Genomic DNA, 21,769 nt, shown 5'->3' on the forward strand with positions numbered 1-21,769 from the left:
CCGGATGTTTTAATCTTAGCGATGATTTCGACGACTCAAGAGAATAAATGACGTTTAAGCCATGAAACAAGCGATTTTCCAGCAAAGAGACGGGTTTTTACGGGCGTATTTAAAGTGATAATCATAAGATATCTGGTGCGGGAGACGCTCAAAAGCCAACTGGCGATCCTCTTCATCCTGCTGCTGATTTTTTTCTGTCAGAAGCTGGTTAAGATCCTCGGTGCGGCCGTTGACGGCGAAATTCCAACGAATCTGGTGCTTTCCCTGCTTGGTTTAGGGATCCCGGAAATGGCGCAGCTGATCCTGCCGCTGAGTCTTTTCCTCGGCCTGCTCATGACGCTCGGCAAGCTGTACACCGAGAGTGAAATCACGGTGATGCATGCCTGTGGCCTGAGCAAAGCCGTACTGGTGAAAGCGGCGATGATACTGGCGCTGTTCACGGGGATCGTGGCGGCAGTGAATGTGATGTGGGCGGGCCCCATGTCTTCTCGTCATCAGGACGAAGTGCTGGCCGAAGCGAAAGCGAACCCCGGCATGGCGGCGTTAGCGCAGGGGCAGTTCCAGCAGGCGACCGACGGTAACTCTGTGCTATTCATTGAGAGCGTTGACGGCAGTAAATTCAACGATGTATTCCTGGCCCAGCTGCGACCTAAAGGTAACGCGCGTCCATCCGTCGTGGTGGCCGATTCCGGTCAGCTGGCTCAGAGTAAAGATGGTTCGCAGATTGTCACGCTGAATAAAGGCACTCGCTTTGAAGGCACCGCGATGCTGCGCGACTTCCGTATTACGGATTTCCAGAACTATCAGGCTATTATCGGCCATCAGGCGGTGGCGCTCGATCCGACGGATACCGAGCAAATGGATATGCGTACATTGTGGAACACCGACACCGACAGAGCGCGTGCAGAGTTCCACTGGCGTATTACGCTCGTATTCACCGTGTTTATGATGGCACTGATTGTGGTTCCGCTGAGCGTGGTGAACCCGCGTCAGGGGCGCGTGCTCTCTATGCTGCCAGCGATGCTGCTTTACCTGATCTATTTCCTGCTGCAAACCTCTATTCGCTCTAACGGCGCGAAGGGTAAGCTGGATCCTATGGTCTGGACGTGGTTCGTTAACAGCTTGTACATCTTACTGGCGCTGGGATTAAACCTGTGGGATACGGTGCCAGTGCGCCGCATACGTGCCCGATTTTCGCGTAAAGGAGCCATCTAATGCAGGCGTTTGGCGTTCTTGACCGCTATATCGGTAAAACCATTTTTACCACCATCATGATGACGTTGTTCATGCTGGTGTCGCTCTCCGGCATTATCAAATTTGTCGACCAGCTGAAAAAAGCCGGGCAGGGCAGTTATGACGCGCTGGGCGCGGGGATGTACACCCTGCTCAGCGTGCCAAAAGATGTGCAGATCTTCTTCCCAATGGCGGCCCTGCTGGGGGCACTCCTCGGGCTGGGCATGCTGGCACAGCGCAGCGAGCTGGTGGTGATGCAGGCCTCAGGCTTTACCCGTATGCAGGTTGCGCTGTCGGTAATGAAAACCGCTATCCCGCTGGTGCTGTTGACCATGGCGATTGGTGAGTGGGTGGCACCGCAGGGCGAGCAGATGGCGCGTAACTATCGTGCTCAGGCGATGTACGGTGGTTCACTACTCTCGACGCAGCAAGGGCTGTGGGCGAAAGATGGTAAAAACTTCGTCTACATCGAACGGGTAAAAGGCGATGATGAACTGGGCGGCGTGAGCATCTACGCCTTCAATGACCAGCGCCGCCTGGAGTCAGTACGACATGCCTCTTCGGCAAAGTTTGACCCCGAACATAAGCAGTGGCGTTTGTCGCAGGTGGATGAATCTGACCTGACCGATCCAAAACAGATCACCGGTTCGCAGACCGTCAGCGGCACGTGGAAGACCAACCTCACGCCGGATAAACTCGGCGTCGTGGCGCTGGATCCTGATGCGCTCTCTATCAGCGGCTTGCACAACTATGTGAAGTACCTGAAGGCGAGCGGGCAGGATGCCGGACGTTATCAGCTCAACATGTGGAGCAAGATCTTCCAGCCGATGTCCGTGGCGGTAATGATGCTGATGGCGCTGTCGTTTATCTTCGGTCCGCTGCGTAGCGTACCGATGGGCGTGCGCGTGGTGACGGGGATCAGCTTCGGCTTTGTCTTCTACGTTCTCGATCAGATCTTCGGACCGCTGACGCTGGTGTACGGTATCCCGCCGATTATTGGCGCGCTGCTGCCGAGTGCCAGTTTCTTCCTGATCAGTCTCTGGCTGCTTTTGAAACGCTCCTGACAGACCTCTCCTCGCTTCCGGTTGACCGGGAGCGAGGCTAATCTCCTGTTTCACCCCGCACTTTTTCTCACAACCTTCAACGCCCTGCCCCGAATTTGAGTATTATTGAGCGATAAAGTCGTGAAGGGATCCTCTATGAAGCAAATTCGAATGCTTGCCCAGTATTACGTCGACCTGATGATGAAGCTTGGGCTGGTGCGTTTCTCCATGCTGCTGGCGCTGGCGCTGGTCGTTCTGGCCATTGTCGTGCAAATGGCCGTCACCATGGTTCTGCATGGCCAGGTTGAGAGTATCGACGTCATCCGCTCTATCTTCTTTGGCTTGCTTATTACCCCCTGGGCCGTCTATTTCCTTTCCGTCGTGGTTGAACAGCTTGAGGAGTCTCGTCAGCGCTTGTCAAAACTGGTGGATAAACTGGAGGAGATGCGCGAGCGCGATCTGAAACTCAACGTTCAGCTTAAAGACAATATTGCGCAGCTGAATCAGGAAATTTCAGATCGTGAGAAGGCGGAGGCGGAGCGTCAGGCCACGCTGGAACAGCTGAAAGTTGAAATGAAAGAGCGCGAGGTGACGCAGATCCAGCTTGAGCAGCAATCCTCTTTCCTGCGTTCGTTCCTGGATGCTTCGCCGGATCTGGTGTTCTACCGCAACGAAGATAAAGAGTTTTCCGGCTGTAACCGGGCAATGGAACTCCTGACCGGAAAAAGCGAGAAGCAGTTGATTCATCTGAAGCCGCAGGACGTTTACTCTGAGGAGGCGGCCGCCAAGGTCATGGAAACGGACGAAAAAGTGTTCCGACATAACGTCTCGCTGACCTACGAGCAGTGGCTGGATTATCCGGATGGCCGCAAAGCCTGCTTTGAGATCCGTAAGGTGCCCTATTATGACCGCGTAGGGAAACGCCACGGCCTGATGGGCTTCGGCCGTGATATCACCGAGCGTAAGCGCTATCAGGATGCCCTGGAGCGCGCCAGCCGCGATAAAACCACCTTTATCTCCACCATTAGCCACGAACTGCGTACGCCGCTCAATGGCATTGTGGGGCTGAGCCGTATTTTGCTGGATACCGATCTCACTGCAGAGCAGGAAAAGTACCTGAAAACAATTCATGTCTCGGCGGTTACGCTGGGTAATATCTTCAACGATATTATCGATATGGATAAGATGGAACGCCGTAAGGTTCAGCTTGATAACCAGCCGATTGATTTCACCAGTTTCCTTGCCGATCTGGAAAATCTGTCTGGTCTTCAGGCGCAGCAGAAAGGGCTGAGGTTCGTCATGGAGCCCACCCTGCCGCTGCCGCATAAAGTGGTTACCGACGGTACGCGGTTGCGCCAGATCCTGTGGAACCTGATCAGCAACGCGGTGAAATTTACCCAGAAAGGGCAGGTGGCGGTGCGTATCCGCTATGACGCAGGCGACATGCTGCACTTCGAGGTGGAGGACTCCGGGATCGGTATTCCACAGGAAGAGCAGGACAAAATTTTCGCGATGTACTACCAGGTGAAGGACAGCAACGGCGGAAAACCTGCCACCGGGACCGGTATTGGCCTGGCGGTGTCTAAACGGCTGGCGAAGAGCATGGGCGGTGATATTACCGTTGCCAGCCAGCCGGGCAAAGGATCGACCTTTACGCTGACGGTGCATGCGCCAGCGGTGGCGGAAGAAGTTGAGGATACCTTTGAAAACGACGATATGCCGCTGCCAGCCCTGCACGTCCTGCTGGTGGAAGATATTGAGCTGAACGTCATTGTGGCGCGCTCGGTGCTGGAAAAACTGGGCAACAGCGTGGATGTGGCAATGACCGGTAAAGCCGCGCTGGAGATGTTTACACCGGGCGAATATGACCTCGTTCTGCTGGATATCCAGTTGCCGGATATGACCGGGCTGGATATCTCGCGTGAACTGACGCGTCAGTACGCGGCTGACGAACTGCCGCCGCTGGTGGCGCTAACGGCAAACGTACTGAAAGACAAAAAAGAGTATCTCGACGCCGGTATGGACGATGTACTCAGCAAGCCGCTGGCGGTGCCTGCTCTGACCGCCATGATCAAGAAGTTCTGGGACACCCGTGATGAAGAGGAGAGCACCATGACGTCTGTTGATAGCGCAAAAGCCCAAACGATACTCGATACCGCGATGCTGGAGCAGTACATTGACCTGGTCGGCCCGAAACTGATTACCGACGGTCTGGCTGTGTTTGAAAAAATGATGCCGGGCTATCTGAGCGTGCTGGAGTCAAACCTGACGGCACGGGACCAGAAGGGCATCGTGGAAGAAGGGCATAAAATCAAAGGGGCCGCCGGCTCGGTCGGGTTACGTCACCTGCAGCAGCTGGGTCAACAGATTCAGTCGCCTGATTTACCCGCCTGGGAAGATAACGTGGGTGATTGGGTTGAAGAGATGAAACAAGAGTGGCAGAACGATGTGGCGGTGCTTAAAGCCTGGGTGGACGCCAGAAAAAAATGACCCCGGTTTAACCGGGGTGCGCGAATACTGCGCCAACACCAGGGAAATCGTGGCTGCGCCTGTTTTTAAACGTTATTTTCGAATGGGCGCCGCCTGAAAAATTTAGGCCGCACGCAGATAAGATAGCAAATCTTAAATGGTTTGTTACATGAATCAGTGAAATGTGTGAAGCATAGCGTTTTAATCAAAATTATTAATGTGCTTCAGCAAGTTGCAAAGAAGGATCGTCAAGATGAAAAAAATGGGTGTCGTCCTGAGCGGATGCGGTGTTTATGATGGCTCAGAGATACATGAAGCCGTAATTACCCTACTGGCTCTGGCAAAACAGGGTGCAGAGGTGATGTGTTTTGCGCCAGATAAAAATCAGGCGGATGTCATTAACCATCTGACCGGCGAGCCAATGGCCGAAACCCGTAATGTGTTGATTGAAGCCGCGCGTATTGCCCGGGGAGAAATTCGTCCGCTGGCCCAGGCAAATGCTGCTGAACTGGATGCGCTCATTGTGCCGGGTGGCTTTGGTGCCGCGAAAAATCTCAGCACTTTTGCTGCTGAAGGCGCGGCTTGCAAGGTGGACGCGGATTTAAAAGCGCTGGCGCAGGCGATGCATGCGGCGGGTAAGCCGCTGGGCTTTATCTGCATTGCACCGGCCATGCTGCCAAACATTTTTGATTTCCCCTTACGGCTGACAATCGGGACCGATATCGATACTGCTGAGGTCATCGAGGAGATGGGTGGCGAACACGTTCCGTGCCCGGTCGATGACATTGTCGTGGATGAAGAGAACAAAATTGTCACCACGCCCGCGTACATGCTGGCGCAGAATATCGCGCAAGCGGCTGAGGGTATTGAAAAACTGGTAGCCCGGGTACTGGTGCTGACGGAATGAGCCGACAGTCTTCCGCAGGAAAATGGGTGAAATACCTTCTTTTGCGCATCGTACTCGTGCTGGCGGTGTTCTGGGGAGGCGGACTGGCCGTGTTCAGCATTTTGCCAGTACCGTTTTCAGCCGTTATGGTTGAGCGTCAGCTCAGCGCGTGGTTCTCCGGTGATTTTGGCTATGTCGCGCATTCTGACTGGGTGAGTACGGACGAGATCTCACCGTGGATGGGGCTGGCAGTCATCGCGGCGGAAGATCAGAAGTTCCCGGAGCACTGGGGGTTCGATGTGGCCGCGATTGAAAAGGCGCTTGCCCATAACGAACGCCATGAAAATCGCGTGCGCGGTGCGTCTACCCTGTCGCAACAGACGGCAAAAAATCTGTTCCTGTGGGATGGCCGAAGCTGGGTGCGAAAAGGGCTGGAAGCGGGGCTGACGCTTGGAATGGAAACAGTCTGGAGCAAAAAGCGCATTCTGACCGTCTATCTCAATATTGCCGAGTTTGGGGAGGGGGTATTTGGTGTCGAAGCAGCATCACAACGCTATTTTAATAAACCTGCCAGCAGGCTAAGCATGTCGGAGGCCGCGCTGTTAGCCGCTGTACTGCCTAATCCTCTTCGCTTTAAGGCCAGTGCCCCATCAGGCTACGTGCGAAGCCGTCAGGCGTGGATCATGCGCCAGATGAGACAGCTGGGTGGGGAGGGATTTATGCAGCGTAATCATCTGATGTAGGGCGGGTAAGCGCAGCGCCACCCGCCAGAATGGCAGACCTAATCTTCGTCAAACCCGGCATTAAACAGCGCAATCACCGCCGCCAGCGCTTCCTCTTCCTGAGGGCCGGTGGCTTCGACCTCAATCTGGCGCCCTTTGGCAGAATCCAGCATCAGCAGGGCGATAACGCTGTTCGCTTCCGCTTCGGTGCCTTCATCATTGCGCAACAGAACTTCTGCATCAAAACCCTGCATCAGCTCAAACAGTTTCATCGCCGGGCGTGCATGCATTCCCAGCTTGTTGGTGATCTCAACGGTTTGTTTTACGGTCATGTTTTACGTTTTTCCAGCGTGCGATGACGGGACTGAACGTTCTTGCCGCGCGAGCGGAAATAGTCGGCCAGCTGTTCGGCAATGTAGACCGAACGATGTTTACCGCCGGTACAGCCAATCGCCACCGTCAGGTAGCTACGATTGTTTGTCTCCAGCATAGGTAACCATAGCTCAAGGTAGCTTCGTGTCTGGTAGATAAAATTGTGAACTTCTGTGTGCCTGTCGAGGAACGCCGCTACGGGTTTATCCAGGCCGGTCATAGGACGCAGTTTAGGATCCCAGTGCGGGTTCGGCAGGAAGCGCACGTCGAAAACATAGTCCGCATCAATCGGAATACCGTGCTTAAAGCCAAAGGATTCGAACACCATCGTCAGTTCGCGCTCGCGTTTGCCCAGCAGGCGGGTACGCAGCATTTCCGCCAGTTCATGAACGGACATCTCTGAGGTATCGACAATCAGGTCGGCGCGTGAACGCAGCGGTTCCAGCAGATCGCTCTCTTCGTCGATGGCGCTTTCCAGCGAGAGATTTTTACTGGAAAGCGGGTGCAAACGCCGGGTATCGCTGTAGCGGCGGATCAGGGTATTGCGATCGGCATCGAGAAACAGCAGCTGAGGCGAGAATGCGTCAGGCAGGTTACTCATTGCCTGCTCGAAGATTTCAGGCGACTCGGGCATGTTACGAACGTCGATACTGACGGCAGCAGAGGTTTGTCTCTCCGCCAGGGTACGCGCCAGATCGGGCAATAACACCACCGGCAGGTTATCTACGCAGTAAAAACCCATGTCTTCCAGCGCGCGCAGGGCAACGGATTTCCCCGACCCTGAACGACCGCTGACAATCATCAGCACCATGTTCCGTTTCTCCTCAGGACAACAGATGTGAAGGCCATCTCCTGGTTACGCGTCATCCTGATTGCCTTCTGCTTCAGTGATAATCTGATAAAGCTCTTCATCACTTTGGGCTGAGCGCAGTCGACGGCAGATGGTTTTATCGGCCAGACGTTTAGCGACCAGCGAAAGCGTGTGCAGATGGGTTTTGGTCTGGTCGGCAGGAACCAGCAGCGCGAAGAGGAGATCGACGGGCTGATTATCAATGGCATCAAAGGCAATTGGCGTTTCCAGTTGCACAAACACACCGACGGCACGCAGGGTGTCCTCTTCCAGTTTGCCGTGCGGGATCGCGATGCCGTTGCCGATACCGGTACTGCCCATCTTTTCACGGGTCAGGATCGCTTCGAACACCACCTGCGGCGGCAGGCCCAGCTGTTTTGCAGCCAGTTCACTGATGATCTCCAGCGCACGTTTTTTGCTCTGGCAGTGAACGGCACTGCGGGTACATTCCTGGTTAAGGACATTGCTCAGTTGAAGAGCGGAATCGTTGTTCATCATAATTTCACCTAAGCGCTAACTGTACAAATGGCCTGTTGTTTTTCACAACAGGCCGTCCTGCACCCGTTAACTGCCCGGACAATTAGTGTTGTTTCAGTTTATCTTTATGTTTATTGAGCTGTCGCGCAAGCTTATCAATCAAGCCGTCGATAGCAGCGTACATGTCTTGCCCTTCCGCACTGGCATGGAGTTCACCTCCGTTTACATGCAGGGTCGCATCCGAGATATGAGTCACTTTCTCCACTTTCAACACAACGTAGACCTGGTTGATCCTTTCGAAATACTGCTCGAGTTTCGCGAACTTAGCGTTCACAAAATCACGTAAGGCCTCAGTAATCTCGACATTGTGTCCTGTGATATTGAGCTGCATAGTGTCTTCCTTATCGGTTGTGTCACACCAGTTGTTTACGCTGGTTTGACGGCGGAATGGATAAAGACTCTCGATACTTCGCAACAGTACGACGTGCCACCATAATACCCTGATCGGACAGCATGGTGGTTAACTTACTGTCACTCAGTGGCTTCGCGGGGTTCTCCGCGGCGATCAACTTCTTCACCAGTGCGCGAATCGCCGTTGACGACGCTTCGCCGCCGCCCTCGGTACTCACGTGGCTGGAGAAGAAATACTTAAGCTCAAAAATACCGCGCGGACTGTGCAGATACTTCTGCGTGGTGACGCGGGAAATGGTTGATTCATGCATCTCGACGGCCTGAGCGATATCCGCCAGTACCATCGGTTTCATATATTCTTCGCCCTGCTCAAAGAATGCCTGCTGCTGTTCGACGATACAGCGGCTCACGCGAAGCAGGGTATCATTTCGGCTCTCCAGACTCTTGATCAACCATCGCGCTTCCTGAAGGTTGCTACGAATATATTGATTATCGGCGTCGTTGCGCGCGCTGGTGCACATGGAGGCGTACTGCTGGTTGATTTGCAGGCGAGGGATGCTGTCAGAGTTCAGTTCAACGACCCAGCGGTCGTTATGTTTTCTGACCAGCACGTCCGGGATCACGTACTCGGGTTCACTCGTCTGGATCGACTGACCAGGCCGCGGATCGAGGGACTGAATCAGATTCACCGCCTCTTTCAGCACCTCTTCTTTGAGGCGCGTAACGCGCATCAGGCTACGAAAGTCGTGGTTAGCGAGAAGATCCAGATGATCGCTGATGATTAAGCGTGCTTCGTCGAGCCATGGCGTCTCTTTGCTGAACTGAGAAAGCTGGATCAGCAGGCAGTCGCGCAGATCTTTCGCTGCCACGCCTACGGGATCGAAACGCTGAATACGTTTCAGAACGGCTTCAATCTCTTCCAGCTCAATCTCTTCATCGCCCATGCTCTCCAGAATGTCGTCCAGCGTGACGGTCAGATAGCCGGTGTCATCAACGGCGTCGACAATGGAGGTGGCAATGGCACGATCGGTATCGGAGAACGGGGTCAGCTCCACCTGCCACATCAGGTAATCCTGCAGCGACTGGGTGGTTTCGCCCTGATAAACCGGCAGCTCATCGTCCTGGTAGTCTGCACGCGTACCGGAAGGGGTGCCGGCGGTATAAATTTCATCCCAGCTGGCATCCAGAGGAAGCTCGTCCGGCATCTCTTTTTGTTCGAGTGCATCTGCGGTATCGAGCGATTCTGTATCCTGGGACTGCTGTGTATCTACCTCATCATGAAGATCGGCTTGCTCCAGCAGGGGATTGCTGTCCAGCGCTTGCTGGAGCTCCTGCTGGAGTTCTAAGGTGGACAGTTGCAACAGACGAATTGCCTGCTGTAACTGCGGCGTCATCGCCAGTTGTTGGCTGAGCCTTAATTGCAAACCTTGCTTCATGTTCAGAGCATTTTTCTCCGGTTCGGCGTTACGTTACCTCTACCCTATCAGAGTCTGAAGTCTTCCCCAAGATAGACGCGCTTAACATGATCGTTTTCGAGGATCTGCTGCGGCGTACCGTGGGCGATCAGATTGCCCTGGCTCACAATGTACGCGCGCTCACAGACGGCAAGCGTTTCACGCACGTTGTGGTCGGTGATCAGCACGCCAAGCCCGCTGTCACGCAGATGCTCAATGATACGTTTAATGTCGATGACGGAGATTGGGTCAACACCTGCAAACGGTTCATCCAGAAGGATAAATTTCGGGTTTGCAGCCAGCGCGCGCGCAATCTCAACACGACGGCGTTCACCGCCGGACAATGCCTGACCCAGGCTGTCGCGCAGGTGCTCGATGTGAAACTCTTCCATCAGCTCGTTGGCGCGATCCTGACGCTGTTCGCTGGTCAGGTCGTCACGAATTTGCAGAACCGCCATCAGGTTATCAAAGACGCTCAGACGGCGGAAAATAGAGGCTTCCTGCGGCAGATAGCCGATGCCACGACGCGCGCGCGCGTGCAGTGGCAGCAGGCTGATGTCTTCATCATCGATGATGATGTTGCCGGCATCACGCGGGACAATGCCAACCACCATGTAGAAGGTGGTGGTTTTACCCGCACCGTTAGGGCCAAGCAGGCCCACAATTTCGCCGGAGTTGACGGTCAGACTGACATCTTCTACGACACGGCGGCCCTTATAGGCCTTCGCGAGATTTTTTGCAGTTAATGTTGCCATAACGAATTAGTTACTCTTCTTCTGTGCCGGGGCCTGACCCTTGCCTTTATCCTGCAGCTGAGACGGAACCAGCACGGTGGTTACGCGTTTGCCTTTCTCGCTGGAGGCCTGCATTTTTTGCTCTTTCACCAGATAGGTGATCTTGTCGCCGGTAATGTTGCTGTCCAGCTGTTCCAGATACGCGTTTCCGGTCAGGATAACCAGGTCTTTCGCCAGCTCATAGTGCATATGCGAGGCGCGGCCTTTCACCGGCTTGCCGTTGTCCTGCATCTGGTAGAAGGTGGCCGGGTTGCCGTAACCATCAATGATCTCTTTGCCCTGCTCGCCACCCGGACGGGTAACGACCACTTTATCAGCGTTAATTTTGATGGTGCCCTGCGTCATCACGACGTTACCCGTGAAGGTGACGACGTTACCCTGCATATCGAGGGACTGAGTGTCAGACTCGATGTGGATCGGCTGGTCGGTATCACCCGTTACAGCAAGCGCGGGGAGACTGGCCGCCAGCATCGCGCTGGCGATAATTACTTTAAGGCTGAGTTTGTTTGTTTTGAATTTCATAGGAGGTTCTAACCTTTTCAATCAGCTCGGCGTTCTTGCTGCGTAAGTTCCCGCGCATTCTTAAACCGCTGGAATTAAATGTTGTGCCATACAGTGTGACCAGATCCTGCGAGGTCACGTCCTGGGTTACCAGGTTGATCTGGGCATTATCGGTCGTAATTTTCCGCAGTTGCGAGTCAGCGGTCAGGGCGTTGACTTCAACGTGGCCATACAGATAAAGCATACGGTCATTTGTCAGTTTGGCCCGATCTGACTTAATTGACCACGTCGGCACTTTGTCTTTATCGAATGTGGTCATGACGGGTTGGGTAAACCACGAAACGCCCTCATCGGAAAAATATTCCACATGCTGGGCAACCAGGCGATAGTTCAGCGCACCTTCCGGGCTATAGACCACGGTGTCGCTGTGATCGCTTTTGTAGGTTGGATCGTTATTGTTGATCACTTCCGTTTGCGTATCGTCGCGATCGGCCAGGTTCACGCCAATCAATACCAGTGCGACAAGCGAAAGCAGAATGATAACCCAACGTCTGGTTTTACTCATATTGATTGCCCTTTGGCCTCATCAAGCTTGCCCTGCGCCAGCAGAAGCAGGTCGCAGACTTCACGTACGGCACCGCGGCCACCGTTGATGTGGGTAACGTAGTCAGCGCGTGGGAGCAGCAACGGGTGAGCGTCAGCAACCGCAATGCTGAGACCGACTTCAGCCATCACTGGCCAGTCAATCAAATCGTCCCCGACATAGGCCACGTTTTCCGGCGCGATCGCCAGTTTACCCAGTAAATCGTTGAACGCTGCCATTTTATCGGATTGCCCCTGATACAGATGGGTAATCCCTAAGGTTTCACAGCGGTCTTCTACCAGTTTAGCTTTCCGCCCGGTGATGATAGCCACCTCGATACCCGAGGTGAGCGCGCAGCGAATTCCGTAGCCATCGCGGACGTTAAACGCTTTCAGCTCTTCGCCATGATTGCCCATGTAAATCAGGCCATCGGAGAGTACGCCATCGACATCAAGGATGAGCAGACGAATATTTTCCGCCTTTGCCATCATCTGGGTACTAACCGGTCCATAACAGGTTGCAAGGGATGCACCCGCATTACTCATTGTCTTATCCTTCATTACACTACGCCTGCGCGCAGCAGATCATGCATATGTACCACACCCAGCAACTGGTCGCCATCGGCAACCATAACGGAGGTGATATGGCGGGACTGCATCAGGTTCAGCACATCCACGGCCAGCGTACCCGGACGCACGCGAATCCCGCCGGGCGTCATCACATCGGCAATGCCAAGTGTACGGACATCTACACCCATGTCGAACACGCGACGCAGGTCGCCATCGGTGAAGATCCCCTGAATTTTCATCAGGTCGTCACACACGACCGTCATGCCCAGATTCTTGCGGGTGATTTCCAGCAGCGCATCACGCAGGGAGGCCTCTTTACTGACGTGAGGGATCTCATCCCCGGTGTGCATAATGTCGTTTACCCGAAGCAGCAGCTTGCGCCCCAGCGCGCCACCCGGGTGGGAAAGCGCGAAGTCCTCCGGCGTAAAACCACGCGCTTCCAGCAACGCAACGGCAAGTGCATCGCCCATGACCAGGGCCGCGGTGGTACTGGAAGTTGGCGCCAGACCGAGAGGACAGGCTTCTTTGGGTACTTTTACGCACAGGTGAATATCGGCTGCACGCGCCATGCTGCTTTCCGGGCGGCTGGTCATGCAAATCAGCGGCACCTGCAGACGCTTCAGTACCGGGATTAGCGCCAGGATTTCATTGGATTCACCGGAGTTGGACAGCGCGATGACAACATCCTGCGGCGTGACCATCCCCAGGTCGCCGTGTGAGGCTTCTCCCGGGTGGACAAAGAAGGAGGAGGTTCCGGTGCTGGCAAAGGTTGCCGCCATTTTGCGGCCAATATGACCGGATTTGCCCATCCCCATCACCACGACTTTACCGGCACAGTAAAACATCTTCTCACAGGCCAGACTAAAATCCTGATTAATGTACTGATCTAACTGCGCCAGACCTTCACGTTCAATCTCCAGAACGTCTTTGCCTGCTTTCTGAAAGTCAAAACCCGGCTGCAATTCTATTTGCGACATAATGCGTTTCCGTTTACCCAGAGAGAAGAGGCGAGAGCCAGTACAGCATCGCCATCCATACGATAAATCCACCTGTCAGCAGCGCACCTGCGCCTTTGCCGATCTGTCGTTGCCGCCGCCAGCAGAGCAGGGCGAATATCACGCTGACCAGCAACATCACTCCGTAATCGCGAGAGAATGCCAGAGGGTTGAAGGGCCCTGGCGTTATCAGGGCCGGCAGACCCATCACAATCGCGATATTAAATATGTTGGAACCGATGATATTACCAATGGCAATGTCATCTTCCCCTTTACGTGCCCCCGCAATGGCGGTGGCCAGCTCCGGCAGGCTGGTGCCGATAGCAATCACCGTCAGGCCAATCGTCAGTTCACTCATGGCGTAAAAGTTCGCCAGCACCGTCGCGTTATCCACGACCATGCGCGTTGCCATCGGCATAATAATCAGCGCAACGCCAAGCCAGAGCAGAGCGACCGGTAGCGTACCTTCGCGCGGGAGTTCGGCGACCTGCTCACGCGTGAGGCTGTCATGACCCAGCTTCTCAGCCTGGCGGGCGATTTTAACACTATACAGCAGCCAAATGACGGCCAGCGCCAGCAGGAAAATGCCGTCGCTGTAGCTCAGTACGCCATCATAAAATACGCAGCCTGCCAGCAGACTTACGATTAACATTAGCGGCAATTCCCGGCGCAGAACATCAGAATGCACGCGAAATGGATGGAGCAGCGCCGCCAGGCCCAGGATCAGTAAGATGTTGACGATGTTAGAGCCAATCGCGGTGCCAATTGCAAGGTCTAACTGACCGTGCAACGATGCCGAGACAGAGACGATGATTTCAGGAAGCGACGTGCCAACACTGACAACGGTCATCCCGATGACAACCGGCGGTACGCCCGTCAGGCGACACAGGATTGATGCAGCAAACACTAAACGGTCAGCACTGTAGACCACCAAAAGTAAACCAATTATTAACAGTGCTGTTGCTAAAAGCATCAAAAGTCCTTTCTTCAGGTATACTTGTCGGTCCATCGCGCGGGAATGGCTGGACTGCATACGGTCTGAGGCGTAACGAATTCCTAATTTTGACTTTATGCGCCGGAAAAGTAAAACAAATGCCAGCTTTCGCTAACCTCAATGGCTAATATTCTGTAAAAATGCTGAGTTTAGGGCTGATTCAGGCTGCACGCTTAAACGTGAGCAGGGTAAGAAAGGAACCATAAATGAGCCAAACGATGGCGAATTTAGTCGATGTTCGCGGTGTGAGTTTCTCGCGTAGTAATCGATTGATATTCGATGATATTTCGTTGACCGTACCGCGTGGCAAAATTACCGCCATCATGGGGCCGTCCGGGATCGGTAAAACGACCCTTCTGCGCCTTATTGGTGGGCAGATACCACCTGACAGCGGTGAAATCCTCTTCGATGGCGAAAACATCCCGGAGATGTCGCGCTCGCGCCTGTATACTGTCCGCAAACGTATGAGTATGCTCTTTCAGTCGGGGGCGCTGTTCACCGACATGAACGTCTTTGATAACGTGGCTTATCCGCTGCGCGAACATACCAGCCTGCCGCCTGAACTGCTGAAAAGCACGGTGATGATGAAGCTTGAAGCTGTCGGTCTGCGGGGGGCTGCGAAACTGATGCCTTCAGAACTGTCTGGCGGGATGGCGCGACGTGCCGCACTGGCGCGAGCCATTGCATTAGAACCCGATTTAATCATGTTCGACGAACCGTTTGTCGGACAGGATCCCATCACGATGGGCGTGCTGGTGAAGCTTATCTCTGAACTGAACAGCGCGCTCGGCGTAACCTGTATTGTGGTGTCTCACGATGTACCGGAAGTGTTGAGCATTGCCGATTACGCCTATATCGTGGCGGACAAAAAGATCGTCGCACACGGCAGCGCCCAGGCGCTTCAGGAAAATTGCGATCCGCGCGTGCGGCAATTCCTCGATGGTATTGCTGACGGACCCGTACCGTTCCGCTACCCGGCGGGCGATTATCGTGACGATTTACTGGGATTAGGGAGTTAAGCCACTCATGCTGTTAAATGCGTTGGCCGCCCTTGGACACCGTGGCATAAAAACCATCAGGACGTTCGGGCGTGCCGGATTAATGTTATTCAACGCGCTGGTTGGCAAGCCGGAGTTTCGCAAGCACGCGCCTCTGCTGGTGCGGCAGCTTTATAATGTCGGTGTGCTGTCGATGCTCATCATCATTGTCTCCGGCCTGTTTATCGGTATGGTGCTGGGGCTGCAGGGCTACCTCGTTCTGACCACCTACAGTGCGGAAACCAGCCTCGGGATGCTGGTGGCGCTCTCACTGCTGCGTGAACTGGGGCCGGTTGTGGCGGCGCTGCTGTTCGCCGGTCGTGCAGGGTCAGCACTCACGGCAGAAATTGGCCTGATGCGCGCCACCGAGCAACTCTCCAGCATGGAGATGATGGCGGTCGACCCGCTGCGTCGGGTCATCTCTCCGCGTTTCTGGGCGGGGGTGATCTCGTTACCGCTACTGACTGTTCTGTTTGTCGCCGTGGGGATCTGGGGTGGTTCGCTGGTGGGGGTCCACTGGAAAGGCATTGATGCCGGTTTCTTCTGGTCCGCCATGCAGGATGCCATCGATCTGCGAATGGACCTGGTTAACTGCCTGATTAAAAGCGTGGTATTTGCCATTACGGTCACCTGGATCGCCTTGTTCAATGGTTATGATGCCATTCCGACGTCGGCGGGCATTAGCCGTGCAACTACACGTACTGTCGTACATTCGTCGCTGGCCGTACTGGGTCTGGATTTTGTGCTCACCGCACTGATGTTTGGGAATTGAGTTCATGCAAACGAGAAAAAATGAAATTTGGGTCGGCGTGTTTCTGCTGCTGGCGCTGCTGGCCGCACTGTTTATCTGTCTGCGAGCGGCGGATATCACCTCAGTGCGCACCGAGCCGACATACCGTGTCTATGCCACCTTCGATAATATCGGCGGCCTGAAAGCGCGCTCACCGGTGCGTATTGGTGGCGTTGTTATCGGGCGTGTATCAGACATAACGCTTGATGAGAAAACGTATCTGCCGCGCGTTGCGATGGATATCGAAGAGCGTTACAACCACATTCCGGACACCAGCTCCCTGTCAATCCGTACTTCCGGCCTGCTGGGAGAGCAATACCTGGCGCTCAACGTTGGCTTTGAAGACCCTGAGCTTGGAACGACTATCCTTAAAGACGGTAGCGTTATCCAGGATACGAAGTCCGCGATGGTGCTGGAAGATATGATTGGTCAGTTCCTTTACAACAGTAAAGGGGATGATAAAAAGTCTGACGATGCCCCTGCGCAGAGTGAAGACCATACCAACGCTGCGCCGACCCCAGGTGCGACGAATTAATTCAGGAGAAGTCATTCATGTTTAAACGACTGTTAATGGTTGCCATGCTGGTCATTGCTCCCCTGACTGCGGCTCATGCTGCGGATCAAAGCAACCCGTACAAACTGATGGACGAAGCTGCGAAGAAAACCTTCGACCGTCTCAAAAACGAACAGCCAAAAATTCGCGCGAATCCTGATTATCTGCGTGACGTGGTAGACCAGGAACTGCTGCCCTATGTGCAGATCAAATATGCTGGTGCGCTGGTGCTGGGACGTTATTACAAAGATGCGACGCCTGCGCAGCGTGAAGCCTACTTTGCTGCGTTCCGTGAATACCTGAAACAGGCGTATGGTCAGGCGCTGGCGATGTACCACGGCCAGACCTATCAGATTGCTCCCGAGCAGCCGCTGGGTGATGCCACCATTGTGCCTATCCGCGTGACGATCAACGATCCTAACGGCCGTCCACCGGTGCGCCTGGATTTCCAGTGGCGTAAAAACAGCCAGACCGGGCACTGGCAGGCCTATGACATGATTGCCGAAGGGGTAAGCATGATCACCACCAAACAGAACGAGTGGAGTGACCTGCTGCGCACCAAAGGTATTGATGGCCTGACCGCGCAACTGCAGTCTATTGCGCGTCAGAAAATTACTCTGGACGAGAAAAAGTAATGTCGCAGCAACTCAGCTGGTCGCGTGAAGGTGAGACGTTAAAGCTGTCCGGTGAACTTGATCAGGACCTGCTGAACCCACTGTGGGATAAACGCCACGACGCGATGCAGGGCGTGACGCTCATCGACTTAACCGACGTCACGCGGGTGGATACGGCAGGTGTTGCGCTGCTCGCCCATCTGATCGCTGTGGGGAAAAAGCAGGGGACAAGCGTCAGGCTTCATGGCGCGAGCGATAATGTCGTTACCCTTGCCCAACTCTACAATTTGCCTCCGGACGTCCTGCCTCGTTAATATTTTCAGTGCGTTACTTCCGAAAGCCCTGACAGTTTCATCGTCGGGGCTTTTTGCTTGTTTAAGACGACGCCACTTTGCTCTAAGATGTTGGGCTTGTTTTCACTATCAGATGATTAAGAACCCATGGAAAATCATGAAATCCAGACAGTGCTGATGAATGCACTCTCCCTTCAGGAAGCCCACGTCACTGGCGATGGCAGTCACTTCCAGGTTATTGCTGTGGGTGAGATGTTCGACGGTATGAGCCGTGTGAAGAAACAGCAGGCTGTGTACGCGCCGCTGATGGAATATATTGCGGATAACCGCATCCACGCCCTGTCGATTAAAGCGTTCACCCCGCAAGAGTGGGCACGCGATCGCAAACTAAACGGTTTTTGAGCTGAGGGCGACAGGCCCGCAGCACGGTTGAATTTATAAGAGAGCACACAATGGATAAATTTCGTGTACAGGGGCCAACGCGTCTCCAGGGCGAAGTCACAATTTCTGGCGCGAAAAACGCCGCGCTGCCAATCCTCTTTGCTGCGCTGCTCGCGGAAGAGCCGGTAGAAATTCAGAACGTACCGAAGCTGAAAGATATCGACACCACCATGAAGCTGCTCACCCAGCTGGGCACGAAAGTTGAGCGTAACGGTTCCGTCTGGATCGATGCCAGCAACGTGAACAACTTCTCTGCGCCTTACGATCTGGTGAAAACCATGCGTGCATCCATCTGGGCACTTGGCCCGCTGGTGGCGCGTTTTGGTCAGGGTCAGGTTTCACTGCCGGGCGGTTGCGCCATCGGTGCGCGTCCGGTTGATCTGCATATCTATGGTCTGGAGAAACTGGGCGCTGAGATCAAGCTGGAAGAAGGTTACGTTAAAGCCTCCGTCAACGGTCGTCTGAAAGGCGCGCACATTGTCATGGACAAAGTGAGTGTGGGCGCAACCGTCACCATCATGTCTGCGGCAACGCTGGCAGACGGCACGACCATCATCGAAAACGCCGCGCGTGAACCTGAGATTGTGGATACTGCCAACTTCCTCGTGGCGCTGGGGGCGAAGATCTCCGGCCAGGGTACTGACCGTATCACCATCGAAGGCGTTGAGCGTCTGGGCGGCGGTGTGTATCGCGTTCTGCCCGACCGTATCGAAACTGGCACCTTCCTGGTGGCCGCAGCGATCTCTGGCGGTAAGATTGTTTGTCGCAACGCGCAGCCTGATACCCTGGATGCGGTGCTGGCGAAACTGCGTGATGCAGGCGCGGATATCGAAATCGGAGAAGACTGGATCAGCCTTGATATGCACGGTCAGCGTCCAAAAGCGGTCAATGTGCGTACGGCGCCGCATCCGGCGTTCCCAACGGACATGCAGGCGCAGTTCACCCTGTTGAACCTGGTTGCCGAAGGGACAGGCTTCATCACAGAGACCATTTTCGAGAACCGCTTTATGCACGTACCGGAACTGATCCGTATGGGTGCGCATGCTGAGATCGAGAGCAATACCGTGATTTGCCACGGCGTGGAGAAACTGTCAGGTGCTCAGGTGATGGCAACCGATCTGCGTGCGTCTGCAAGCCTGGTGCTGGCGGGGTGTATTGCGGAAGGTACCACGGTGGTGGATCGTATTTACCACATCGATCGTGGTTATGAGCGTATCGAAGACAAACTGCGCGCGCTGGGTGCCAATATCGAGCGTGTGAAGGGCGAGTAATCGTTCCGGCAGCCCCCTGCCAGAGATGACCGGGGGGTTGCTGTTCCTGCTAAAAAGCGCGTTATTCCTGTGGTTCTTTCTTTAACTTTCTCTGGCGCATCATGCGCGTTCTGTCGATGAATTCATGGGTAATGGGATCGTGGTAGCGCGAGGGCCAGATCACCCACGGGTGCGTTTCCAGCGCCGTCGCGATAATTAATTCTCCCTTTGGCCAGGGGCGGGTCAGGGCGTTGGCCAGGGTGGAAGAACTCAGACCATGGCGGCGGGACTCTGCTGCCAGTGACGTCCCTCTTTTGCGCAGTGCCGCAATGATATCTGCCGTATGCCAGTCGATAAATTTCGTATCCATAACGCTGTCCTTAAGTGCGGATTCACCTACGCCGTTTCTTCTGAAACGACTGGCTTACTATACCCATTTCAAACTCTTGTTCTAAAAAGTTCGCGTTACTTGAAGGGATATTCAGAATAAGACATGCCTTTATTCATGCGGTCTCTAAACCGATGAATTTACATGAATACGGAATTTACTGGGGTGTTTTAGAACCTCCCCGCGATGGAAACGGGGAGGTGTGAAAGGATTAACGATCGCGTTGAACAGCGATGTGGGCAAGGCCAATAAGGGCATCACGCCACGGGCTGTCTGGAATAACCTGAAGGGCAGCGATGGCTTTATCAGCCTCTTCTTCGGCACGCTGACGCGTCCATTCCAGTGAACCGCAGATCGCCATAGTTTCCAGTACCGGTTCCAGAAGATGGCGACCATTTCCCTGTTCGATCGCCTCACGGATCATTTTCGCCTGGTCTTCAGTTCCGTTGCGCATCGCATGGAGCAGCGGCAGGGTCGGTTTGCCTTCGTTCAGGTCATCGCCCACGTTTTTGCCGAGCGTTTCGCCGTCCGCACTGTAGTCCAGCAAATCATCAATCAGCTGGAAGGCTGTCCCCAGATAGCGACCATAGTCCTGGAGCCCTTTTTCCTGAGCCTCAGAACAGCCAGCCAGAATGCCGGAGCACTGCGCGGCCGCTTCAAACAGGCGCGCTGTTTTGCTGTAGATGACGCGCATGTAGTTTTCTTCAGTAATATCCGGATCGTTGACGTTCATCAGCTGCAGCACTTCGCCTTCAGCGATGACGTTTACGGCTTCTGACATCACTTCCAGCACTTTCAGCGAGCCCAGGCTGGTCATCATCTGGAAGGCGCGGGTATAGATAAAATCCCCGACCAGAACGCTGGCGGCATTACCGAAGGCGGCATTGGCCGTGGCCTTACCGCGACGCATATCGGATTCATCCACAACATCGTCATGCAGAAGCGTCGCTGTGTGAATAAATTCGATCAGTGCGGCGATCGTGACGTGGGCATTTCCCTGATAGCCAACGGCTCTGGCAGCCAGAATGGCAATCATCGGGCGAATGCGTTTACCGCCGCCGCTGACAATGTAATAGCCCAACTGATTGATCAACTGAACGTCAGAGTTGAGTTGCTCCAGGATTGCTGCATTCACACCCGCCATATCTTGCGCGGTTAACTCATTGATTTTTTCTAAATTCATCGCAAAAGCCGGGCTTTTCATCCTGTTGATCCCATCTTCAATGGGGTAACGAAGGGTTTCGGTTTATCAATAGTAGTGCTGATTGTACTGAAAAAACGGCTCAGATAAACGTTACCGTACGTGTTGTGTTTTTTTTCTTCATGTATTGATGGTAGCACTTGTCAAAGGCTCGCGTTTTGCGTAATATTCGCGCCCTATTGTGAATATTTATAGCGCACTCTGAATCATACGAGGATGTGCGCGGAAGCGGAGTTTATATGTACGCGGTTTTCCAAAGTGGTGGTAAACAACACCGAGTAAGCGAAGGTCAGACCGTTCGCCTGGAAAAGCTGGACATCGCAACTGGCGAATCTGTTGAGTTCGCAGAAGTTCTGATGATCGCAAACGGTGAAGAAGTCAAAATCGGCGTTCCTTTCGTTGATGGCGGCGTTATCAAAGCTGAAGTTGTTGCTCACGGTCGTGGCGAGAAAGTTAAAATCGTTAAGTTTCGTCGTCGTAAACACTACCGTAAGCAGCAGGGCCACCGTCAGTGGTTCACTGATGTGAAAATTACTGGCATCAGCGCCTAAGACCTGAGGAGAGATTTAAATGGCACATAAAAAGGCTGGCGGCTCCACACGTAACGGTCGCGATTCAGAAGCTAAACGCCTGGGCGTTAAGCGTTTCGGTGGCGAATCCGTTCTGGCGGGTAGCATCATTGTTCGTCAACGTGGTACCAAATTCCACGCTGGCAACAACGTAGGTTGCGGTCGTGACCACACTCTGTTTGCTAAAGCAGACGGTAAAGTGAAATTTGAAGTTAAAGGCCCGAACAACCGTAAATACATCAGCATCGTTGCTGAGTAAGGTTTTCTCGGTCCGATGTTC

The 21,769-nt window shown here is 54.1% G+C and carries 27 protein-coding genes; 14 read left to right on the forward strand and 13 right to left on the reverse strand.

The window, feature by feature from the left end; all coding sequences use genetic code 11:
* The first annotated feature begins 114 nt into the window (after positions 1 to 114).
* From lptF to mtgA, 5 genes are all read left to right on the forward strand, one after another.
* Complete coding sequence (gene lptF, locus L977_RS18015) at positions 115 to 1,215, forward strand: LPS export ABC transporter permease LptF (RefSeq protein WP_014885402.1); 1,101 nt, start codon at positions 115 to 117, stop codon at positions 1,213 to 1,215.
* Complete coding sequence (lptG, locus tag L977_RS18020; RefSeq protein ID WP_014885401.1) at positions 1,215 to 2,297, forward strand: LPS export ABC transporter permease LptG; 1,083 nt, start codon at positions 1,215 to 1,217, stop codon at positions 2,295 to 2,297. Before lptF ends, lptG begins: the two co-directional genes overlap by 1 nt.
* A gap of 135 nt (positions 2,298 to 2,432) precedes the next feature.
* Positions 2,433 to 4,766, forward strand: a complete 2,334-nt coding sequence (gene arcB / locus L977_RS18025) for an aerobic respiration two-component sensor histidine kinase ArcB (RefSeq protein WP_014885400.1) — start codon at positions 2,433 to 2,435, stop codon at positions 4,764 to 4,766.
* A gap of 232 nt (positions 4,767 to 4,998) precedes the next feature.
* Positions 4,999 to 5,652 (forward strand): isoprenoid biosynthesis glyoxalase ElbB, encoded by a 654-nt coding sequence (elbB, locus tag L977_RS18030; protein ID WP_014885399.1) that lies wholly within the window; start codon positions 4,999 to 5,001, stop codon positions 5,650 to 5,652.
* Positions 5,649 to 6,374: a monofunctional biosynthetic peptidoglycan transglycosylase gene (gene mtgA / locus L977_RS18035; RefSeq protein WP_023337859.1), complete on the forward strand. Its 726-nt coding sequence runs from the start codon at positions 5,649 to 5,651 to the stop codon at positions 6,372 to 6,374. The genes elbB and mtgA overlap by 4 nt, the downstream gene beginning before the upstream one ends.
* Positions 6,375 to 6,412: 38 nt before the next feature.
* Here mtgA and npr read toward each other — a convergent pair whose 3' ends face one another.
* From npr to L977_RS18090, 11 genes are all read right to left on the reverse strand, one after another.
* Positions 6,413 to 6,685, reverse strand: a complete 273-nt coding sequence (gene npr, locus L977_RS18040; protein ID WP_003861872.1) for a PTS phosphocarrier protein NPr — start codon at positions 6,683 to 6,685, stop codon at positions 6,413 to 6,415.
* Positions 6,682 to 7,536: an RNase adapter RapZ gene (rapZ, locus tag L977_RS18045; protein WP_014885397.1), complete on the reverse strand. Its 855-nt coding sequence runs from the start codon at positions 7,534 to 7,536 to the stop codon at positions 6,682 to 6,684. Before rapZ ends, npr begins: the two co-directional genes overlap by 4 nt.
* 45 nt (positions 7,537 to 7,581) lie before the next feature.
* Positions 7,582 to 8,073: a PTS IIA-like nitrogen regulatory protein PtsN gene (gene ptsN, locus L977_RS18050; RefSeq protein WP_008501443.1), complete on the reverse strand. Its 492-nt coding sequence runs from the start codon at positions 8,071 to 8,073 to the stop codon at positions 7,582 to 7,584.
* Positions 8,074 to 8,155: 82 nt separating this feature from the next.
* The gene (hpf, locus tag L977_RS18055; RefSeq protein ID WP_014171818.1) at positions 8,156 to 8,443 is read right to left on the reverse strand and encodes a ribosome hibernation promoting factor; all 288 of its coding nucleotides are present in this window, start codon (positions 8,441 to 8,443) and stop codon (positions 8,156 to 8,158) included.
* A 22-nt stretch (positions 8,444 to 8,465) separates the two neighbouring features.
* Positions 8,466 to 9,899: an RNA polymerase factor sigma-54 gene (rpoN, locus tag L977_RS18060; RefSeq protein WP_014885396.1), complete on the reverse strand. Its 1,434-nt coding sequence runs from the start codon at positions 9,897 to 9,899 to the stop codon at positions 8,466 to 8,468.
* A 47-nt stretch (positions 9,900 to 9,946) separates the two neighbouring features.
* Positions 9,947 to 10,672 carry an LPS export ABC transporter ATP-binding protein gene (lptB, locus tag L977_RS18065; RefSeq protein WP_014885395.1) on the reverse strand — a complete coding sequence of 242 codons (726 nt, stop codon included), beginning with the start codon at positions 10,670 to 10,672 and terminating at the stop codon, positions 9,947 to 9,949.
* 6 nt (positions 10,673 to 10,678) lie between these two features.
* On the reverse strand, positions 10,679 to 11,233 hold the full coding sequence (gene lptA, locus L977_RS18070) for a lipopolysaccharide ABC transporter substrate-binding protein LptA (protein WP_023331402.1): 555 nt from the start codon (positions 11,231 to 11,233) through the stop codon (positions 10,679 to 10,681).
* A complete protein-coding gene (gene lptC / locus L977_RS18075; RefSeq protein ID WP_047626468.1) occupies positions 11,202 to 11,777 on the reverse strand; it encodes an LPS export ABC transporter periplasmic protein LptC in 576 nt (191 codons plus the stop codon). The genes lptA and lptC overlap by 32 nt, the downstream gene beginning before the upstream one ends.
* Entirely contained in the window at positions 11,774 to 12,340 is a 567-nt protein-coding gene (gene kdsC / locus L977_RS18080; RefSeq protein ID WP_023331400.1) for a 3-deoxy-manno-octulosonate-8-phosphatase KdsC, read from the reverse strand. Before kdsC ends, lptC begins: the two co-directional genes overlap by 4 nt.
* Positions 12,341 to 12,354: 14 nt before the next feature.
* Positions 12,355 to 13,341, reverse strand: a complete 987-nt coding sequence (gene kdsD / locus L977_RS18085) for an arabinose-5-phosphate isomerase KdsD (RefSeq protein WP_047626470.1) — start codon at positions 13,339 to 13,341, stop codon at positions 12,355 to 12,357.
* 13 nt (positions 13,342 to 13,354) lie between these two features.
* Positions 13,355 to 14,332, reverse strand: coding sequence for a calcium/sodium antiporter (locus L977_RS18090; RefSeq protein ID WP_045134767.1), 978 nt, complete (start codon positions 14,330 to 14,332; stop codon positions 13,355 to 13,357).
* A gap of 227 nt (positions 14,333 to 14,559) precedes the next feature.
* Here L977_RS18090 and mlaF point away from each other — a divergent pair, with 227 nt between their 5' ends.
* The 7 genes from mlaF to murA all read left to right on the forward strand — a co-directional run bounded on the left by mlaF (position 14,560) and on the right by murA (position 19,352).
* On the forward strand, positions 14,560 to 15,372 hold the full coding sequence (gene mlaF / locus L977_RS18095; RefSeq protein ID WP_014885389.1) for a phospholipid ABC transporter ATP-binding protein MlaF: 813 nt from the start codon (positions 14,560 to 14,562) through the stop codon (positions 15,370 to 15,372).
* Between the two features lie 7 nt (positions 15,373 to 15,379).
* Positions 15,380 to 16,162 carry a lipid asymmetry maintenance ABC transporter permease subunit MlaE gene (gene mlaE, locus L977_RS18100; protein ID WP_032635433.1) on the forward strand — a complete coding sequence of 261 codons (783 nt, stop codon included), beginning with the start codon at positions 15,380 to 15,382 and terminating at the stop codon, positions 16,160 to 16,162.
* Positions 16,163 to 16,166: 4 nt separating this feature from the next.
* Positions 16,167 to 16,715, forward strand: a complete 549-nt coding sequence (gene mlaD / locus L977_RS18105) for an outer membrane lipid asymmetry maintenance protein MlaD (protein WP_014885388.1) — start codon at positions 16,167 to 16,169, stop codon at positions 16,713 to 16,715.
* 17 nt (positions 16,716 to 16,732) lie between these two features.
* A complete protein-coding gene (mlaC, locus tag L977_RS18110; protein ID WP_014885387.1) occupies positions 16,733 to 17,368 on the forward strand; it encodes a phospholipid-binding protein MlaC in 636 nt (211 codons plus the stop codon).
* Positions 17,368 to 17,661, forward strand: coding sequence for a lipid asymmetry maintenance protein MlaB (mlaB, locus tag L977_RS18115; RefSeq protein ID WP_047626472.1), 294 nt, complete (start codon positions 17,368 to 17,370; stop codon positions 17,659 to 17,661). Before mlaC ends, mlaB begins: the two co-directional genes overlap by 1 nt.
* Positions 17,662 to 17,787: 126 nt before the next feature.
* Entirely contained in the window at positions 17,788 to 18,042 is a 255-nt protein-coding gene (ibaG, locus tag L977_RS18120) for a BolA family iron metabolism protein IbaG (RefSeq protein ID WP_008501458.1), read from the forward strand.
* Between the two features lie 50 nt (positions 18,043 to 18,092).
* On the forward strand, positions 18,093 to 19,352 hold the full coding sequence (murA, locus tag L977_RS18125; protein ID WP_032635434.1) for a UDP-N-acetylglucosamine 1-carboxyvinyltransferase: 1,260 nt from the start codon (positions 18,093 to 18,095) through the stop codon (positions 19,350 to 19,352).
* A 61-nt stretch (positions 19,353 to 19,413) separates the two neighbouring features.
* Here murA and sfsB read toward each other — a convergent pair whose 3' ends face one another.
* On the reverse strand, positions 19,414 to 19,701 hold the full coding sequence (gene sfsB / locus L977_RS18130) for a DNA-binding transcriptional regulator SfsB (protein ID WP_014885384.1): 288 nt from the start codon (positions 19,699 to 19,701) through the stop codon (positions 19,414 to 19,416).
* A gap of 229 nt (positions 19,702 to 19,930) precedes the next feature.
* The gene (gene ispB, locus L977_RS18135) at positions 19,931 to 20,902 is read right to left on the reverse strand and encodes an octaprenyl diphosphate synthase (RefSeq protein WP_014885383.1); all 972 of its coding nucleotides are present in this window, start codon (positions 20,900 to 20,902) and stop codon (positions 19,931 to 19,933) included.
* A 257-nt stretch (positions 20,903 to 21,159) separates the two neighbouring features.
* On the opposite strand from ispB, the gene rplU reads away from it, so the two are divergent.
* Together rplU and rpmA are read left to right on the forward strand one after the other, a co-directional pair.
* Positions 21,160 to 21,471 (forward strand): 50S ribosomal protein L21, encoded by a 312-nt coding sequence (gene rplU / locus L977_RS18140; protein ID WP_003025032.1) that lies wholly within the window; start codon positions 21,160 to 21,162, stop codon positions 21,469 to 21,471.
* 19 nt (positions 21,472 to 21,490) lie between these two features.
* Positions 21,491 to 21,748, forward strand: coding sequence for a 50S ribosomal protein L27 (gene rpmA / locus L977_RS18145; RefSeq protein WP_004385076.1), 258 nt, complete (start codon positions 21,491 to 21,493; stop codon positions 21,746 to 21,748).
* Positions 21,749 to 21,769 lie beyond the last annotated feature (21 nt).

Origin of the sequence: Enterobacter sp. ZOR0014 (genome assembly GCF_000798855.1) — a bacterium.
GTDB classification, from domain to species: domain Bacteria; phylum Pseudomonadota; class Gammaproteobacteria; order Enterobacterales; family Enterobacteriaceae; genus Enterobacter; species Enterobacter kobei.

What these genes read in the sequence shown, in the direction of transcription:
- lptG (WP_014885401.1), top strand. Translation starts at nt 1,215, where the DNA reads ATGCAGGCGTTTGGCGTTCTTGACCGCTATATCGGTAAAACCATTTTT.
- arcB (WP_014885400.1), top strand. Translation starts at nt 2,433, where the DNA reads ATGAAGCAAATTCGAATGCTTGCCCAGTATTACGTCGACCTGATGATG.
- elbB (WP_014885399.1), top strand. Translation starts at nt 4,999, where the DNA reads ATGAAAAAAATGGGTGTCGTCCTGAGCGGATGCGGTGTTTATGATGGC.
- mtgA (WP_023337859.1), top strand. Translation starts at nt 5,649, where the DNA reads ATGAGCCGACAGTCTTCCGCAGGAAAATGGGTGAAATACCTTCTTTTG.
- npr (WP_003861872.1), bottom strand. Translation starts at nt 6,685, where the DNA reads ATGACCGTAAAACAAACCGTTGAGATCACCAACAAGCTGGGAATGCAT.
- rapZ (WP_014885397.1), bottom strand. Translation starts at nt 7,536, where the DNA reads ATGGTGCTGATGATTGTCAGCGGTCGTTCAGGGTCGGGGAAATCCGTT.
- ptsN (WP_008501443.1), bottom strand. Translation starts at nt 8,073, where the DNA reads ATGATGAACAACGATTCCGCTCTTCAACTGAGCAATGTCCTTAACCAG.
- hpf (WP_014171818.1), bottom strand. Translation starts at nt 8,443, where the DNA reads ATGCAGCTCAATATCACAGGACACAATGTCGAGATTACTGAGGCCTTA.
- rpoN (WP_014885396.1), bottom strand. Translation starts at nt 9,899, where the DNA reads ATGAAGCAAGGTTTGCAATTAAGGCTCAGCCAACAACTGGCGATGACG.
- lptB (WP_014885395.1), bottom strand. Translation starts at nt 10,672, where the DNA reads ATGGCAACATTAACTGCAAAAAATCTCGCGAAGGCCTATAAGGGCCGC.
- lptA (WP_023331402.1), bottom strand. Translation starts at nt 11,233, where the DNA reads ATGAAATTCAAAACAAACAAACTCAGCCTTAAAGTAATTATCGCCAGC.
- lptC (WP_047626468.1), bottom strand. Translation starts at nt 11,777, where the DNA reads ATGAGTAAAACCAGACGTTGGGTTATCATTCTGCTTTCGCTTGTCGCA.
- kdsC (WP_023331400.1), bottom strand. Translation starts at nt 12,340, where the DNA reads ATGAGTAATGCGGGTGCATCCCTTGCAACCTGTTATGGACCGGTTAGT.
- kdsD (WP_047626470.1), bottom strand. Translation starts at nt 13,341, where the DNA reads ATGTCGCAAATAGAATTGCAGCCGGGTTTTGACTTTCAGAAAGCAGGC.
- L977_RS18090 (WP_045134767.1), bottom strand. Translation starts at nt 14,332, where the DNA reads ATGCTTTTAGCAACAGCACTGTTAATAATTGGTTTACTTTTGGTGGTC.
- mlaF (WP_014885389.1), top strand. Translation starts at nt 14,560, where the DNA reads ATGAGCCAAACGATGGCGAATTTAGTCGATGTTCGCGGTGTGAGTTTC.
- mlaE (WP_032635433.1), top strand. Translation starts at nt 15,380, where the DNA reads ATGCTGTTAAATGCGTTGGCCGCCCTTGGACACCGTGGCATAAAAACC.
- mlaD (WP_014885388.1), top strand. Translation starts at nt 16,167, where the DNA reads ATGCAAACGAGAAAAAATGAAATTTGGGTCGGCGTGTTTCTGCTGCTG.
- mlaC (WP_014885387.1), top strand. Translation starts at nt 16,733, where the DNA reads ATGTTTAAACGACTGTTAATGGTTGCCATGCTGGTCATTGCTCCCCTG.
- mlaB (WP_047626472.1), top strand. Translation starts at nt 17,368, where the DNA reads ATGTCGCAGCAACTCAGCTGGTCGCGTGAAGGTGAGACGTTAAAGCTG.
- ibaG (WP_008501458.1), top strand. Translation starts at nt 17,788, where the DNA reads ATGGAAAATCATGAAATCCAGACAGTGCTGATGAATGCACTCTCCCTT.
- murA (WP_032635434.1), top strand. Translation starts at nt 18,093, where the DNA reads ATGGATAAATTTCGTGTACAGGGGCCAACGCGTCTCCAGGGCGAAGTC.
- sfsB (WP_014885384.1), bottom strand. Translation starts at nt 19,701, where the DNA reads ATGGATACGAAATTTATCGACTGGCATACGGCAGATATCATTGCGGCA.
- ispB (WP_014885383.1), bottom strand. Translation starts at nt 20,902, where the DNA reads ATGAATTTAGAAAAAATCAATGAGTTAACCGCGCAAGATATGGCGGGT.
- rplU (WP_003025032.1), top strand. Translation starts at nt 21,160, where the DNA reads ATGTACGCGGTTTTCCAAAGTGGTGGTAAACAACACCGAGTAAGCGAA.
- rpmA (WP_004385076.1), top strand. Translation starts at nt 21,491, where the DNA reads ATGGCACATAAAAAGGCTGGCGGCTCCACACGTAACGGTCGCGATTCA.